Origin of the sequence: Listeria swaminathanii, assembly GCF_014229645.1 — a bacterium.
Lineage (GTDB): Bacteria > Bacillota > Bacilli > Lactobacillales > Listeriaceae > Listeria > Listeria swaminathanii.
Genome location: NZ_JAATOD010000004.1, coordinates 122,544 through 138,498 on the forward strand (window position 1 = coordinate 122,544; position 15,955 = coordinate 138,498).

Below are 15,955 nucleotides of genomic sequence, written 5' to 3' on the forward strand. Positions count from 1 at the left end.
GGAAGGGAAAACAATGAAAAAGTTATATAAATCTTCTTCACAGAAAATGATTGCCGGTGTCTGTGGTGGGTTAGCAGAGTACTTTAATATTGAAGTTACGCTTGTACGTCTACTATGGGTGGTAGCTAGTTTATTCTTAGGCTCTGGTATTTTACTTTACATCATTGCCGCAATCATTATTCCAAAAAGAACACCTGAATCAGAATGGGAGTGAACTAAAACATGCGTTGGATTATAGGCGTAATTATTAACTCGGTGCTTTTTGTAGCTTTATCTGGATTCTTTACAAGTTTTCATGTAGATGGGTTCACGACAGCGCTACTAGCGAGTTTTATATTAGCAATTCTTAATATGCTAATTAGACCTATTTTACTCCTTTTAACTTTACCGATTAATATTTTCACACTTGGACTTTTCACCTTTGTTGTCAATGCAATTATGCTTGAAATGACTACCTTCTTTATAGGAGATTCTTTCCAAATTGACGGTTTCGGAACAGCATTAATTCTGGCGGCAATTATGGCATTCGCTAACATGATTATTAATTCCGTTTTATGGGGTAATAAAGAAAATTAAACATTCCAGCTACATTTTGAGGCTTAAAACAGCTTTTTAAATGTAGCTGGTTTCGCTATGTAGAGCCATTTAAAAAGAAAGAGGTAGCTTGATTCTCTCGAAAGTGCTAAAATGATAAGGAGCTTTCTAAATAATATTTTGTAGCGAACAGTAATGGACTTTTATAATTCATTTGGAGGTACTTGCATGACAAAATCGGTTACGGTAAAGGATTTAAAGGAACGACTTAATTTAGAGCTAATTTGTTCGGAAACGGGACTTGAACGGCCAATTTTAACAAGTGATTTATCTCGGCCGGGGCTGGAACTTACAGGGTTTTTCTCTTATTATCCAGAAGATCGTGTACAACTTTTTGGCATGACTGAAATATCGTTTTCAGAAGGTATGGAACCAGAAGAACGTCTTAAAAGATATAAGCAAATGTGTACGAAGCGAACTCCTGCTTTTGTGATTTCTAGAAATTTAGAAGTCCCGAAAGAATTAGTAGCTGCGGCGAAAGAAGCGGATATTCCGGTATTACGTTCGCGCCTTAAAACAACGCGTTTATCTGTTTATATTACGAATTACTTAGAAAGCAGACTCGCACCAGTTATTTCTATGCATGGTGTTCTAGTGGATATATATGGTCTAGGTGTTTTGATTACAGGGAGTAGCGGTGTTGGTAAAAGTGAAACAGCGCTTGAACTTGTAAAACGTGGCCATAGACTTGTAGCAGATGATAACGTAGAAATTCGTCAAGAGGATGAAATGACGTTAATTGGTTCTTCGCCAGCGATTATTGAACACTTATTAGAGATTCGCGGCCTTGGAATTATTAATGTAATGACTTTGTTTGGAGCAGGAGCTGTTCGTTCCAGTAAAAAGATTACTATCGTTGTGCACCTTGAAAACTGGGATCCTGATAAGCATTATGATCGTGTCGGGTTAGACCAAGAAATGACAAAAATATTTGACATGGACATCCCGAAAATTACTGTTCCAGTACGTCCGGGACGAAATTTATCTGTTATTATTGAAGTAGCAGCAATGAATTTCCGATTGAAGAATATGGGATATAATGCGGCAGAGCAATTTACACAAGACCTTAACAATCTAATAGGTCATAATAGCAGCATGAATGATTAAATAAATAGAGAAAGCATCTCCGCAGCCAAACTGATACTATATTAATCTTGTTTGGTTGCGGAGTTGTCTTTTTGAAAGTAGGGGAATTATGAGTAGTGGTGTTCAGCCGCTTGATCCAGTGGCGATTCAAATTGGTAGTATTTCTGTAAAATGGTACGGAGTTATTATTGCTTCGGCTGTTGTGATTGCGTTACTTCTTGCTCTAAGTGAAGCAAATAAGCGCAAAATGGATAAAGAAATTATTGTAGATTTGCTTATTTGGGCAATTCCAATTTCAATTATTAGCGCTCGGATTTATTATGTTATTTTCGAGTGGGATTTTTATAAGAATAATCTCGGAGAAATAGTGAAGATTTGGCACGGAGGTATCGCGATTTATGGTGCGTTGATTGGTGCGGTTCTTACGGCTGTTATTTTCTCGCGAATTAAGAAAATTTCGTTTTGGCAACTTGCGGATGTCGTTGCGCCAAGTTTGATTATTGCGCAGGCGATTGGACGTTGGGGTAATTTTATGAACCAAGAAGCACACGGGGCTGAAACTACTCGTGCTTTTCTAGAAGGTCTTCATTTGCCGGACTTTATTATCAACCAGATGTACATAGATGGTGCTTATTATCAGCCGACTTTCTTATATGAGAGTTTATGGAATGTGCTTGGATTTATTGTTTTATTAATTATTCGCCGCACAAAGATTCGCAGCGGGGAATTGTTTCTTAGTTATGTAATTTGGTATTCATTTGGAAGATTCTTTATTGAAGGAATGCGGACGGACAGCTTGATGTGGGGTGACTTTAGAGTTTCGCAAGTACTATCTTTACTACTAATTGTTCTGTCGATTGGCTTAATTATTTATCGTCGTTTGAAAATGAACCCGCCGTATTATATGGAAGATAAATTTGGTAAAGTAGTTAAAAAGAAATAAAAAAGTTGGAGATTTTCGAGTTTGATTAAGAAAGGAAGAAATTATGACTGGGAAAATTACTACATTGTTGTTTGACTTAGATGGTACGCTTATAAATACGAATGAATTGATTATTAAAACTTTTCAAGTGACTTTACAAGAATTCTTGCCGGACCGCGTTTTTACAAGAGAGGATATTTTACCGTTTATTGGGCCTTCTTTAATGGAAACTTTCCGGGAAATAAATCCAGCACATGCTGATGAGATGCGCGCTTTTTACCGCGAGTACAATTTGAAGCATCATGACGACTTGATTTTAGAGTATGATGGGGTTTATGAAGCGATTCGCACTTTGTATGAAGAAGATTATAAATTGGGGATTGTATCAACGAAAATGTACGATACGATTATGCGTGGACTTAAAGTGACTGGATTGGATAAATTTTTCCAAGTGGTGATTGGATTAGATCAAGTGTCTAATGCTAAACCAGATCCAGAAGGTATTGAAATGGCGCTTTCTTTATTGAATGCGACAAAAGAAGAAGCGATTATGATTGGTGATAATTATCATGATATTGAAGCTGGGAAAAATGCGGAAACGCTAACTGCTGGTGTAGCTTGGGCGATTAAAGGTCCAGAACATTTGGCAGAGTTCCAACCAGACTTTATGTTAGAAAAAATGAGTGACTTACTCGCAATTGTTAGGGACGAGGAATAGATTTTGAGGCGGCTGGATAGGTTTAAGGCACCCGATGAAACAGTCAACACCCTTTTTCAAGTGTATAAAACGATTTCTTTTTGGAAAGCTGTGAAGAATACATTAGTAATTGAATTTGGTCGTTTTTTCCCTTGGATGGGCGGTAAACGTAACATTTACCGTGCCTGTCTAGGAATGGAAATTGGCGAAAAGACTGCCATTGCCTATAAAGTTATGCCGGATTTGTTTTTTCCGGAGAAGATTACGATTGGTGAGAACACGATTATTGGTTATCATACGACTATTTTGACCCATGAATATTTGCTTTCGGAGTATCGTGTTGGGGAAGTTGTGATTGGTCGGGATGTGATGGTTGGCGCGAATGTCACTATTCTTCCAGGCACCCAAATTGGAGACGGGGCGGTGATTGCTGCTGGGGCAGTAGTCTCCAAGGATGTCCCTGCAGATAGTTTTGCTTATGGGAATCCTCTAATTATAAAAGAAAAAGCTGCTTTGGAGTAAAAGCCGAAGTAGCTTTTTTGTCGCCCAAAGTAATAAATTCTATGATATACTCATTAGGATAAGGATAATGTTGGAGGTGGAAAAATGGAAAAAGACAAAAAAACACCCGCAAAAATCTATCCATTTTATCCAAATGGTCAGTTTTATTTTGAACGAGGTGTGGAAGCGTTTCGTGATCAAAGAATTAAAGAAGCAATCAGGTATTTAGTAAGGGCATCTGAACTGGAACCGGGAGAGGCTGTTATTCTTTGTCAGCTGGCGATATGCTATACAGAAATTGGTCAGTTCCATAAATCGAATCAACTACTTAGAGATATTCTGGAACAGCGTGATGGGAATATGGAATACTGCTATTATTTTATTGCTAATAATTTTGCGTATATGAAAGATTATCGAAGAGCGTTGCAATATGCTAATCGCTATGTTGATACAGTGTCTGAAGGGGAATATACCGAGGAAGCAAAAGATTTAATTGAAGTATTACTGGAAGAAACCCCTTTTGGTGAAACGCTTGAAAATGGTTTTTCTAAATTAGAGCAGGAATTCTATGCTTATAAAAAAGAAATTAATCGCTATTTAGCGGAAGAAGATAGTGCGTCGGCTTGTGATATTTTAAGAAAAGTCATCGATGAGAAGCCGAATTTTTGGCCTGCTTATAATCAACTTGCGGCACTTTATTTTGAGCAATTGAAGGAAGAAGAGGGCGTTAAAGTTTTAAGTGATTTGCTTTCGAGAAACCCAGGAAATCTGTTAGGGATTTGTGATTTGTTTATTTATCACTTTTATAAAGGGAATCGCAAAGAGGCAGATGCGCTTTACTTGGAACTTCGAGATGTACTACCGGTGCTGGCTCATCATAAAGAAAAGCTTGGTTTGATTCATGCTATGATGGGCGAGTATGAGGAAGCGGACGATTTGCTCGAACAAGTGGCTGATTTGGAAGTGACGGAGCGTAGTAAATATTATTATTTCCGAGCGAAGGCTTGTTATTATTTAGATGAAGTGGAAGGCGCGAAAATGTTTTGGCATTCGTTTTTAGAATGTGATTTGTATGAGGATGTTAGATTCCCGTTTGAGCAAGAGGCGGATTTAACGAATGATACGCGACTTGTTCTTGATATGCTTCAAGAGGAAGATGACTTGGTTCATATGCTTGGTGTATATGCGCTAACGATTTCTAGCAATCGTCCGGAATTAGTATTGTTCCATCCATTGCTTGATATGAGTAATTGGTCATATATGGAGCATTTGATGTTTACTAATTTTGATTATTTTCCAGATGGAGACATTGAGCAAAATGGTTATTTGATTGCTAAAGCGATGATGATTTTAAGAGAAAAAGGCATTTTGTTAAATGAAGAAAATATGGCGCTGTATAAGCAGATGTTTTCACTTGTTTTATCAGATGCTGGAAAAGAGTTAATACTTGGTCGTTATACGATAGAAACGGTGGCGAGCGCAATTGCAAAGCTATTTTTACCGCAAATGAAGCTTAATTTAGTAGCAGAATTTGAATGTGGTAAATGTGCGCGTGATATCGAGCGAGCTCTGAGCAGATAAATAGACCTTTTTGCTATTCCGTATTAGGATTAATTTAGGCTAACTATTGTATACACATAAATGAGGAGGGCAAAGAGAATGGCTAGTGAAGAAAAAATTTATGATGTGATTATTATTGGAGCGGGACCTGCTGGAATGACAGCAGCTTTATATACTTCCCGTGCAGATTTAGATACGTTAATGATTGAACGCGGCGTACCCGGCGGACAAATGGTAAATACAGCAGAGGTAGAAAATTACCCTGGATTTGATAGCATTTTAGGACCAGATTTATCCGATAAGATGCTTAGCGGCGCGAAACAATTTGGTGCTGAGTATGCTTATGGTGATATTAAAGAAGTCGTTGATGGAAAAGAATTTAAAACAGTAACAGCAGGAGCAAAAACGTATAAAGCTCGCGCAATTATTATTGCAACTGGAGCTGAACACCGTAAACTTGGTGCAGCTGGTGAAGAAGAGCTAAGCGGACGCGGCGTTTCTTACTGTGCAGTGTGTGACGGAGCGTTCTTTAAAAATCGCGAATTAATCGTGGTTGGTGGCGGAGACTCTGCAGTTGAAGAGGGAACTTATTTGACTCGTTATGCAGATAAAGTAACGATTGTACACCGTCGTGATAAATTACGCGCGCAACAAATTTTACAAGATCGTGCTTTTAAAGATGAAAAAGTTGATTTCATTTGGAATAGTACGGTAGAAGAAATTGTTGGCGATGGTAAAAAAGTAACAGGTGCCAAAATTGTTTCTACAGTTGATGGTTCAGAATCAATTATGCCAGTGGATGGTGTCTTCATTTACGTTGGACTTGTGCCGCTTACGAAAGCCTTTTTAAATCTAGGTATTACAGACGATGAAGGTTACATCAAAACGGACGAAGAAATGCGTACAAATCTTCCTGGTATTTTTGCAGCTGGAGATGTTCGTGCGAAAAGCTTACGCCAAATTGTAACAGCTACAGGCGACGGCGGACTTGCTGGACAAAATGCACAAAAATATGTGGAAGAATTAAAAGAGTCATTAGAAGCAGAAGCAGCTAAATAATAGTAAAAAGTGTAAATGGGTCTAAGATTATTTATCTTGGACCCATTTTTGCGTGACTACATAGGCTTGAGTAGTGTAGAATGAAAGACAAAGACTATCGTTAGGAGAGATAAATAATGAGTATTGTTGTACTTGGTGGAGCGGGCTATATTGGCTCTCATGCAGTGGACGAGTTAATTACTCGCGGATATGAAGTTGTGGTTGTTGATAATTTAAGAACTGGACATAAAGAATCTATTCATAAAGAGGCAAAATTTTATGAAGGGGATATTCGCGATAAAGCATTTTTAAGTTCGGTTTTCGAAAAAGAAACGGTTGATGGTGTGATTCATTTTGCTGCAAGTTCGCTTGTGGGAGAATCGATGGAAGTACCATTAGAGTATTTAAATAATAACGTTTATGGTACACAAATTGTTTTAGAAGTGATGGAGCAATTCGGCGTGAAACATATTGTCTTTTCTTCAAGTGCGGCTACATACGGCGAACCAGAGCGTGTGCCAATTACGGAAGATATGCCAACAAACCCAGAAAGTACTTACGGCGATACGAAGCTAATTATGGAAAAAATGATGAAATGGTGCGATAAAGCTTATGGCATGAAATTTGTTGCACTACGTTATTTCAATGTGGCTGGTGCGAAAGCGGATGGCTCGATTGGTGAGGACCACAAGCCAGAATCCCATTTAGTACCGATTATTTTACAGGTTGCGCTGGGTCAACGCGAAAAATTAGCGATTTACGGGGATGATTATAACACTCCGGATGGTACGTGTATTCGTGACTATGTACAAGTGGAAGATTTAATTGATGCGCATATTAGAGCGCTAGAATATTTGAAAAATGGTGGAGAAAGTAATGTTTTCAACCTTGGTAGCAGTAATGGTTTTTCGGTGAAAGAAATGCTTGAAGCCGCTCGTGTTGTGACAGGAAAAGAAATTCCAGCTGAGGTTGTGCCGCGTCGTGCGGGCGATCCGGGAACGTTAATTGCTTCTAGTGATAAAGCGCGTGAAATTCTTGGTTGGGAGCCGACGTATACAGATGTAAAAGATATTATTGCAACTGCTTGGAAATGGCATGTATCTCATCCAAATGGCTATTAATAACTATGAAGGAATGTGATTTTCATCGAAGTAATCAAGGAATATTTTGGCGAATTTGAGGGAGAAACGGTTTGGCAGTGGACACTGATAAATGACCACGGTATGCGCATGAGCGTGTTGAATTATGGCGCGATTGTGACTTCCCTTGAAACGAAGGATAAATTTGGTGATTTTGCTAATATTAGTCTTGGATTTACGAATTTAGATGATTATTTGGCGCACTCTCCGTATTTCGGCGCTACGCTTGGTCCGGTTGCTGGTCGCATTAGTAAAGGCCAATTTAGTCTGGACGGGAAACAGTTTCAATTGACTCAAAATGAAGGGGCTAACCATCGTCACGGTGGCAAACTTAACTTTAGTAAGAAGCTTTGGGATGTTTCTGTGGAAAAGGCGCTTGAGCAGATTGTGATGACTTTTGAATATCGCTGGGCAGACGGGGAAAATGGCTATCCGGGGAATATCGATGCAAAAATGACTTATACACTTAATAATAAGAATGAGTGGCTGATTGATTATGAGGCGCAAACGGATCAGCCGACTATTTATAACCCGAGCAACCATATTTATTTTAATTTAAATGGGGAAGCTGGTTCTACGGTGTTACAACAGCAACTTTGGGTTAATAGTGATGCTTTTTTGCCGATAGATGAAGCGTCCCTTCCGATTGGGGAAATTCGGTCAGTTGAGGGTACTATTTTTGATTTGCGGGCTGGGCGTGAGATAGCTGAGGTTACTCAAAGTGATGACCAGCAAGTGAAATTAGTTGGTGCTGGACTTGATCATGCGTTTATTTTAAAACATGAAAATGGTCGTCCGGATGCGGTTTTGTTTGATCCTAAGTCAGGTCGCCGTTTGGAAATGGAAACTGCTTGTGACTCGGTTTTAGTCTATACAGCAAATAGTTTGGCTGGGACTTTTGAGATTGATGGGAAAGTTGTGCCGAAATATGCTGGTATAACGATGGAGACGCAAGGCTTGGTGGATGCGATTAATCATGACGGATTTGGTGATATCGTGTTACGACCAGAAAAAACTTTTACATCTAGGACAGCTTTTCGTTTTACGGTGGAGAGTTGATTATTTTAAATAAAGTAGTTTTCAACGAAGGAGTGTAGGAAATGAATTGGCAAGAAGAGTATCAAAAATGGGTTTCTAATGAGAACTTGGATAGCGCATTAAGAGCGCAACTAACGGATATGGAAGCGAATGAAAAAGAGCTGGAAGATAGCTTTTATCGTAATATGGAATTTGGAACGGCGGGGATGCGCGGCGTACTTGGTGCTGGGACGAACCGTATGAATATCTATACGATTCGTAAAGCATCGCTAGGTTTGGCGCAATTTGTGGCTGAAAATGGTGAAGAAGCTAAGAAACGCGGGATTGTTATTGCGTATGATCCTCGTCATATGTCACGCGAATTTGCGTTTGAATCTGCGGCAGTTTTAGGGCATCATGGTGTGAAAAGTTATGTGTTTGACGCGCTTCGACCAACGCCGGAACTTTCTTTTGCGGTACGTCATTTAAATGCGTTTGGCGGGATTGTTATCACTGCCAGCCATAATCCACCAGAATACAATGGCTACAAAATTTACGGTGAAGATGGCGGGCAAATGCCTCCAACTGGCGCGAGTGCGGTTATCGAATACATAAATGCAGTGGAAGATATTTTTTCTGTAGAAGTGGCGAACCAAGAGCTATTAATCGAAAATGGCTTACTTGAAGTAATTAGTGAAAAAGTAGACCGTCCATATTTGGAAAAATTAAAAGAAGTGATTGTAAATAAAGAACTTGTTCAAGAACGCGGACAAGAGTTGAAAATTGTTTTCACGCCGCTTCATGGTACTGGCGGAATTCTTGGTGTTCCTGCGCTTGAGAGTGTTGGCTTCACGAATATCGTTAAGGTAGATGAGCAATTTGTGAATGATCCTGATTTTGGGACGGTGAAATCGCCTAACCCGGAAAATCGCGAAGCCTTTTTACTAGCGATTGAATATGGTAAAAAGTTTGGCGGCGATATTTTAGTAGGAACCGACCCGGATGCTGACCGTTTAGGCGTAGCTGTTCGTAATGCTGACGGAGAATATGAAGTATTATCTGGAAACCAAATTGGCGCGATTATTTTACATTATTTATTGAAACAAAAGAAAACGCAAAATGAGTTGCCAGCCAATGCGGCGGTATTGAAATCGATTGTAACGAGTAATCTTGGAACAGAAATCGCGAAGCATTACGGTGCTGAAATGATTGAAGTATTAACTGGTTTCAAATTTATTGCGGAACAAATTAAGCATTTTGAAGAAACTGGCAAGCATACGTTTGAATTTGGTTATGAAGAAAGTAATGGCTATATGGTTAAGCCGTTTACACGTGATAAAGATGCGATTCAAGCCGTTCTTGCAGTTGCAGAAGTGGCGCTTGTTAGCAAAGTAGCAGGTAGAACTTTATTAGAAGATTTAGATCAAATTTATGATGAATTTGGTTATTATAATGAGGATCTCGTTTCACTTACGTTAAGTGGAAAAGATGGTTCTGAGCGCATCAAAGAAATTACAAGTAGCTTCCGCGAACAACTGCCGACAAGTATGGGCGGATTCGTAGTAGAACGTGCGGAAGATTATTTGAGAAGTGAAACGACTTGGATTGCAACAGGGAAAACCGAAGCGATTCATTTACCAACAGCAGATGTGATTAAATGTTATTTTGAAGATGGTTCATGGTTCTGCTTGCGTCCATCTGGCACCGAGCCGAAAATCAAATTCTACTTTAGCATTCGCGGTGAAAGTAAAGCCGAAAGTACAGCAAAATTAGAAAAAGTAAAAGCTGATTTGATGCAACATATCGAAGTTTAAAAAGAAAAATCCCGGAAACTCGCTTTAGAGACTTTTCCGGGATTTTCTAGTGAGAAGTGTGCTAAAATGGAAGGTAGATATTATTTGTGCGAAAGGATGAGGCAGATATGGCTTCTAAACAATTAAAATTAGTAATCATTACTGGGATGTCTGGGGCAGGAAAAACAGTTGCAATGCAGTCTTTAGAAGATCTCGGTTATTTTTGTGTAGATAATTTGCCGCCAAGTTTACTTCCGAAATTCTGGGAGTTAATGAAAGAAAGCGACAAAATGGAAAAAATCGCGCTCGTAATGGATCTTCGCGGACGAGAGTTTTTCGATTCGATTGAACCAGCGCTTGATGAATTAGATAATACCAATTTTATAACAACAAAAATCCTCTTTTTAGAGGCAGATGATAAGGTGCTTGTTTCGCGCTATAAAGAAACGCGTCGTCACCATCCACTGGAGCCAAATGGTTCAGTGCTTGATGGGATTAATGCGGAACGCGAACTGCTTAGTGATTTAAAAGGGCGCTCGCAGTTAGTTATTAATACGTCGAATATGGCGCCACGTGAGTTACGCGAACGAATTAATAATGAATTTCAAACCGAAGATAAAGATGTATTCAATGTGCAATTGATGTCGTTTGGTTTTAAATATGGTATTCCAATTGATGCAGATTTAGTATTTGATGTGCGCTTTTTACCGAACCCGCATTATATCGACAAAATGCGTCCATTGACAGGGCTTGATGAGGACGTTTATGAATACGTGATGAAATGGCCGGAAACGCAGACCTTTTTAGATAAATTAGTAGATTTATTAATGTTTACTCTTCCTTTTTACAAACGAGAAGGGAAGACGCAGTTAGTAATTGCAATTGGGTGCACAGGAGGACAGCATCGTTCTGTGGCTTTGACTGAGTTCGTTGGCAAGGCAATCCAACAAAAATATGAGACAACGATTTCACACCGAGATATGAAACGTAGAAAGGGTCGTTAATATGAAAAAGGAAACGAAACCTAAAGTAGTCGTAATCGGTGGCGGAACAGGTCTTCCAGTCATTTTAAAAGGCCTTAAAAAGAAAGATATCCATTTAACGGCGATTGTGACGGTAGCGGATGATGGTGGGAGTTCTGGTAAAATCCGTGAGCAAATGGATGTACTTCCGCCGGGGGATATTCGTAACGTAATGCTGGCTTTATCCAATGTTGATCCACGTGTTGTCGATTTATTCCAATATCGTTTTGCGGTAGATGGTGATTTATCGGGGCACGTTATTGGAAATTTGATTTTAACGGCTTTATCGCAACTAAATGATAGTTATGTGGATGCGATTAATGTTCTGGCTACGGTGCTTAAAATCCGCGGTAAAGTTATTCCGGCAACAGATCAACCGCTTATTTTAAATGCTGAAATGGAAGATGGTTCTATTGTTCGCGGGGAATCACTTATTCCGTTACAAGGGAAGCATATTAATCGTGTTTATATTGAGCCGGAAAATGTTAAGCCCTATCCGACAGCAGTAGAAGCAGTGAGAGAAGCTGACTTGATTGTTATCGGTCCGGGAAGTTTATATACGAGCATTTTACCCAATTTGTTACTTACGGAATTAGCTGATGAAATCACAGCAAGTAAGGCTCCGAAAGTGTATATTACCAATATTTTAACGCAAATTGGCGAGACGGACTTTTTCTCAGATGCCGATCATATTAAAGTTATCCATGAGCATGTCGGTAAATCGTTTATTGATAAAACGTTAATTAATACGACGACGGTGCCAAAAGAGCTCTTATTTCCAGAGGATGTTGCGCAAGTCGAGCATAACGCCAAAGGAATGGAAGAACTTGGCGTAGAAGCAATTTATCAAGATTTTCTTTCTACAGAGGATGGTCTTGTACGCCATGCTGCTGAAAAGGTGGCGGATGCGCTTTTAGCAATGTTACCTGACCAAAATAACGAAAAGGAGTGAGTAAGCCATGTCATTTGCATCGGAAACCAAGAAAGAATTAACCCATATGGACGTAAGTGATAGCGATGCAAAAGTGGAGCTCGCAGCTTTTATTCGAATGAATGGTGCCATCTCGTTTTCGAGTCAATTAGTGATAATGGATGTCCAAACGGAGAATGCGGCCATAGCTAGACGAATGTATCAATTACTGAAAGACTTATATGAAGTGCCAATTGAACTTCTTGTACGTCGCAAAATGAAGCTGAAAAAAAATAATGTTTATATAGTTCGATTGAAGTCTGGTACACGGGGGATTTTAGAAGATTTACGCATTCTTGAGCCACCGATGACGTTTACTAAATCGATTGATAGGGGATTTGTTAAGAAGAGAAGTGCCAAACGTGCTTATTTGCGCGGAGCCTTTTTGGCAAGTGGATCAGTTAATAATCCAGAAACTTCTTCGTATCATTTAGAAATTTTTTCTGTTTACGAGGAGCACAACGAGGCGATTTGCGCTTTGATGAACCAATTTGACCTCAATGCACGAACGCTTGAACGGAAAAATGGTTTTATTACCTATTTGAAAGAAGCGGAAAAAATTACGGAATTCTTGAGCATTATTGGAGCGACTAGCGCACTTCTTCATTTTGAGGATGTTCGGATTATGCGCGATATGCGGAATTCGGTGAATAGGTTAGTTAACTGTGAAACGGCGAATCTCAACAAAACAATTAACGCGGCTGTTAGGCAAATCGATAACATTAAGTATATCCAATCAACTGTCGGCCTGGAAGCTTTACCAGAACGATTGCGTGAAATTGCGGCGCTTCGGATTGCTAATGAAGATGTGACCTTAAAAGAGTTAGGCGAAATGCTAACAACTGGCCAAGTAAGTAAATCAGGCATTAATCATCGTCTCCGGAAACTAGATCAAATTGCAGAGCGCCTTAGAAGCGGAGAAACACCAGCGCAAGTAGGACTCAAAATCAGTAATAGTTAATTAAAAGAAAAGGATGCGAATTAGAATGTCAAAATTATTTTCAGAATATAAATTAAAAGATGTAACGCTAAAAAACAGAATTGTTATGTCACCAATGTGTATGTATTCAGTAGAAAATAAAGACGGGATCGCGACAGATTTTCATTTTGCACACTATGTTTCCCGAGCAGCTGGCGGTACAGGACTTGTTATTTTAGAAGCTACGGCTGTTCAAGAAGTAGGTCGTATTTCTGAATTTGATTTAGGATTATGGAATGACGAGCAAGTTCCAGCTTTAAAAAAATTAGTGGATGGTTTGCATTATCACGGAGCAAAAGCTGGAATTCAATTAGCGCATGCTGGCCGAAAAGCTGTTTTGCCCGGTGAAATTGTCGCTCCTTCTGCTATTGCTTTTGATGAAAAATCGGACAAACCAGTAGAACTGACGAAAGAAGCGATTAAAGAAGTGGTGGCTGATTTTAAACGTGCTGCATACCGTGCAAAAGAAGCTGGCTTTGATGTCATTGAAATTCACGCTGCGCATGGCTATCTAATCCATCAATTTTTATCACCAATTACGAACCGCCGCGAAGATAATTACGGTGGCCCTGCTGGTAATCGTTATAAAGTTCTAAGCGATATTATAAAAGCTGTGAAAGAAGTATGGGACGGTCCAATTATCGTTCGTGTATCTGCAACGGATTATGCGCATGGTGGCTTGCAATTAGAAGACCATATTCCTTTTGCTAAATGGATGAAAGCGGATGGTGTGGAACTGATTGATGTTAGTACAGGTGGTTTAGTTAATGTAGCACCACCAGTTTTCCCAGGGTATCAAGTTCCCTTTGCTGATGAAATTCGTCGCGGGGCTGGTATTGCGACCGGGGCGCTCGGACTTATTACACGAGGCGAGCAAGCGGAAGAAATTTTATGCAACGAACGAGCGGATTTAATTATTGTTGGTCGTGAATTATTACGAAATCCTTATTTTGCTAAAGATGCGGCCAAACAATTAGGCGAAACAATAGAAGCTCCGAAACAATATTCGCGGGCTTGGAAATAAAAAAAGCTTGAAATCCTTTTTGAGGGTTTCAAGCTTTTTTTGCCTTTTTTTAAACAAAAATCTACAAATGTTGTATATTTTTTAGCCTGTTTATGTTACCATAAATAATAGTTTTCAAGTTAGTTTAAACATACACAAACAAATTAACTGAAAATTGGAATTAAAAAAGGAGGAATCTTTATGACGAAAGTTAATTCTTTTTTCAGAAAAAAGAGTTTTCATAACCCAGCGACAGACAAACATCATTTAAACAAGACGTTAGGAGCATTTGATTTAACGATGCTTGGAGTCGGTGCGGTTGTTGGGGGAGGGATATTTATTCTTCCAGGGCAGGTAGCTTCTGTCATTGCAGGACCAGGAATTATTATTTCATTTATTATTGCGGGAATTGCTTGCTGTTTGGCGGCGCTTTGTTATTCGGAATTTGCTTCTAAATTACCAGTTGCTGGTAGTGCATATACGTATAGCTATCATGTTTTTGGCGAAGGGGTAGCGTGGATTTTAGGATGGTCGCTTATTTTGGAATATGGCTTGGCTGTAGCGGCAATTGCAAGCGGCTGGTCATCCTATATGAAAAGTTTACTAGCAGGATTTGACTTACATATTCCAAAAGCTATTTCATCAGCTTATGATCCAAGTGCGGGAACGTATTTTGATTTACTGGCATTTGCCGTTGTTATGGTAATTGGTATTTTACTTAGTTTTGGAATTCGTGAATCTACGCGAGTAAATAATATCATGGTTTTAGTGAAAATTGCGGTTGTTGTGTTATTTATTTTAGTAGGTGCATTTTATGTTAAGCCAGATAATTGGACGCCATTCTTGCCGTTTGGTGTGCAAGGAGTCATTACGGGTGCTTCGACGGTATTCTTTGCGTATATTGGCTTTGATGCTGTTTCAAGCGCGGCAGAAGAAGTGAAAAATCCGCAAAAAAATATGCCAATCGGGATTATCGCTTCACTGGCAGTTTGTACATTGCTTTATATTCTACTTTCAGCGGTTCTTACGGGCGTTGTACCATACACTGATTTAGTTGGAGTTAGCGCACCAGTTGCATTTGCACTTCAAGCGATTAATCAAAACTGGATTGCTGGATTACTTTCTGTTGGGGCGATTGTTGGGATGACAACGGTTGTTCTAGTAATGTCTTATGGTGGAACGCGATTGTTATTCGCAATGGGGCGTGACGGATTATTACCTAAATCATTTTCAAAAATCAGCAAAAATGATACACCTGTTAGAAATACGATGATTTTTGCCACTGTGATGGGGCTTATTGCTTCCATCGTACCAATGGCAGATTTAGCGCAGTTAATTAATATCGGTACATTGTTTGCCTTTGCGATGGTTTCTATTGGGATTTTCTTTTTACGAAGAAATCCAGACTTGAATCAAAAAGGATTTAAAACACCATTTTATCCTGTAGTACCAGCACTTTCCTTCTTGCTTTGTGTGTATTTGATGCTTAATTTATCGAAAACGACTTGGATTGCTTTTGCTATTTGGTTTGTACTTGGAATTATAGTATATCTTTTCTACGGAAGAAAACATTCAGCGCTTCGTATAAAATAAGGTAATAAAAAAAGAGGTTTTGCGAAATGCAAAACCTCTTT

16 protein-coding genes are annotated in these 15,955 nt (G+C 39.2%); all 16 read left to right on the forward strand.

All coding sequences use genetic code 11. The features are described from left to right. Window positions 1-13 precede the first annotated feature (13 nt). The 16 genes from HCX62_RS11855 (at window position 14) to bcaP (ending at window position 15,914) form a co-directional block, all read left to right on the forward strand. Window positions 14-214, forward strand: coding sequence for a PspC domain-containing protein (locus HCX62_RS11855; RefSeq protein ID WP_008948727.1), 201 nt, complete (start codon window positions 14-16; stop codon window positions 212-214). Between the two features lie 8 nt (window positions 215-222). Further along, entirely contained in the window at window positions 223-576 is a 354-nt protein-coding gene (locus HCX62_RS11860; protein WP_003722616.1) for a phage holin family protein, read from the forward strand. A gap of 186 nt (window positions 577-762) precedes the next feature. Next, the gene (gene hprK, locus HCX62_RS11865; RefSeq protein WP_008948726.1) at window positions 763-1,701 is read left to right on the forward strand and encodes an HPr(Ser) kinase/phosphatase; all 939 of its coding nucleotides are present in this window, start codon (window positions 763-765) and stop codon (window positions 1,699-1,701) included. 88 nt (window positions 1,702-1,789) lie between these two features. Then, entirely contained in the window at window positions 1,790-2,623 is an 834-nt protein-coding gene (gene lgt, locus HCX62_RS11870) for a prolipoprotein diacylglyceryl transferase (RefSeq protein WP_185639216.1), read from the forward strand. 43 nt (window positions 2,624-2,666) lie between these two features. Further along, complete coding sequence (ppaX, locus tag HCX62_RS11875) at window positions 2,667-3,320, forward strand: pyrophosphatase PpaX (protein ID WP_185639217.1); 654 nt, start codon at window positions 2,667-2,669, stop codon at window positions 3,318-3,320. Between the two features lie 3 nt (window positions 3,321-3,323). Then, entirely contained in the window at window positions 3,324-3,821 is a 498-nt protein-coding gene (locus HCX62_RS11880; protein WP_185639218.1) for an acyltransferase, read from the forward strand. A gap of 84 nt (window positions 3,822-3,905) precedes the next feature. Further along, the gene (locus tag HCX62_RS11885) at window positions 3,906-5,381 is read left to right on the forward strand and encodes a tetratricopeptide repeat protein (RefSeq protein WP_185639219.1); all 1,476 of its coding nucleotides are present in this window, start codon (window positions 3,906-3,908) and stop codon (window positions 5,379-5,381) included. A 78-nt stretch (window positions 5,382-5,459) separates the two neighbouring features. Next, a complete protein-coding gene (trxB, locus tag HCX62_RS11890; protein WP_185503268.1) occupies window positions 5,460-6,419 on the forward strand; it encodes a thioredoxin-disulfide reductase in 960 nt (319 codons plus the stop codon). A gap of 116 nt (window positions 6,420-6,535) precedes the next feature. Then, a complete protein-coding gene (galE, locus tag HCX62_RS11895; protein ID WP_185639220.1) occupies window positions 6,536-7,519 on the forward strand; it encodes a UDP-glucose 4-epimerase GalE in 984 nt (327 codons plus the stop codon). A 15-nt stretch (window positions 7,520-7,534) separates the two neighbouring features. Continuing rightward, a complete protein-coding gene (locus HCX62_RS11900) occupies window positions 7,535-8,596 on the forward strand; it encodes an aldose epimerase family protein (protein WP_185639221.1) in 1,062 nt (353 codons plus the stop codon). A gap of 41 nt (window positions 8,597-8,637) precedes the next feature. Further along, the gene (locus HCX62_RS11905; protein ID WP_185639222.1) at window positions 8,638-10,368 is read left to right on the forward strand and encodes a phospho-sugar mutase; all 1,731 of its coding nucleotides are present in this window, start codon (window positions 8,638-8,640) and stop codon (window positions 10,366-10,368) included. A 107-nt stretch (window positions 10,369-10,475) separates the two neighbouring features. Then, window positions 10,476-11,351 (forward strand): RNase adapter RapZ, encoded by an 876-nt coding sequence (gene rapZ / locus HCX62_RS11910; RefSeq protein ID WP_008948718.1) that lies wholly within the window; start codon window positions 10,476-10,478, stop codon window positions 11,349-11,351. Window position 11,352: 1 nt separating this feature from the next. Further along, the gene (locus HCX62_RS11915) at window positions 11,353-12,321 is read left to right on the forward strand and encodes a gluconeogenesis morphogenetic factor MgfK (protein ID WP_185639223.1); all 969 of its coding nucleotides are present in this window, start codon (window positions 11,353-11,355) and stop codon (window positions 12,319-12,321) included. Between the two features lie 7 nt (window positions 12,322-12,328). Beyond that, on the forward strand, window positions 12,329-13,300 hold the full coding sequence (gene whiA, locus HCX62_RS11920; RefSeq protein WP_003722604.1) for a DNA-binding protein WhiA: 972 nt from the start codon (window positions 12,329-12,331) through the stop codon (window positions 13,298-13,300). A 25-nt stretch (window positions 13,301-13,325) separates the two neighbouring features. Continuing rightward, window positions 13,326-14,342: an NADPH dehydrogenase NamA gene (gene namA / locus HCX62_RS11925; RefSeq protein WP_185639224.1), complete on the forward strand. Its 1,017-nt coding sequence runs from the start codon at window positions 13,326-13,328 to the stop codon at window positions 14,340-14,342. 180 nt (window positions 14,343-14,522) lie between these two features. Next, a complete protein-coding gene (gene bcaP / locus HCX62_RS11930) occupies window positions 14,523-15,914 on the forward strand; it encodes a branched-chain amino acid transporter BcaP (RefSeq protein ID WP_185639225.1) in 1,392 nt (463 codons plus the stop codon). Window positions 15,915-15,955: the final 41 nt, after the last annotated feature.

Excerpts from the sequence above, each read along its gene's own strand:
- bcaP (WP_185639225.1), top strand. The coding sequence starts at position 14,523 with ATGACGAAAGTTAATTCTTTTTTCAGAAAAAAGAGTTTTCATAACCCA.
- lgt (WP_185639216.1), top strand. The coding sequence starts at position 1,790 with ATGAGTAGTGGTGTTCAGCCGCTTGATCCAGTGGCGATTCAAATTGGT.
- trxB (WP_185503268.1), top strand. The coding sequence starts at position 5,460 with ATGGCTAGTGAAGAAAAAATTTATGATGTGATTATTATTGGAGCGGGA.
- HCX62_RS11855 (WP_008948727.1), top strand. The coding sequence starts at position 14 with ATGAAAAAGTTATATAAATCTTCTTCACAGAAAATGATTGCCGGTGTC.
- hprK (WP_008948726.1), top strand. The coding sequence starts at position 763 with ATGACAAAATCGGTTACGGTAAAGGATTTAAAGGAACGACTTAATTTA.
- whiA (WP_003722604.1), top strand. The coding sequence starts at position 12,329 with ATGTCATTTGCATCGGAAACCAAGAAAGAATTAACCCATATGGACGTA.
- HCX62_RS11905 (WP_185639222.1), top strand. The coding sequence starts at position 8,638 with ATGAATTGGCAAGAAGAGTATCAAAAATGGGTTTCTAATGAGAACTTG.
- ppaX (WP_185639217.1), top strand. The coding sequence starts at position 2,667 with ATGACTGGGAAAATTACTACATTGTTGTTTGACTTAGATGGTACGCTT.
- galE (WP_185639220.1), top strand. The coding sequence starts at position 6,536 with ATGAGTATTGTTGTACTTGGTGGAGCGGGCTATATTGGCTCTCATGCA.
- HCX62_RS11915 (WP_185639223.1), top strand. The coding sequence starts at position 11,353 with ATGAAAAAGGAAACGAAACCTAAAGTAGTCGTAATCGGTGGCGGAACA.
- HCX62_RS11885 (WP_185639219.1), top strand. The coding sequence starts at position 3,906 with ATGGAAAAAGACAAAAAAACACCCGCAAAAATCTATCCATTTTATCCA.
- namA (WP_185639224.1), top strand. The coding sequence starts at position 13,326 with ATGTCAAAATTATTTTCAGAATATAAATTAAAAGATGTAACGCTAAAA.
- rapZ (WP_008948718.1), top strand. The coding sequence starts at position 10,476 with ATGGCTTCTAAACAATTAAAATTAGTAATCATTACTGGGATGTCTGGG.
- HCX62_RS11860 (WP_003722616.1), top strand. The coding sequence starts at position 223 with ATGCGTTGGATTATAGGCGTAATTATTAACTCGGTGCTTTTTGTAGCT.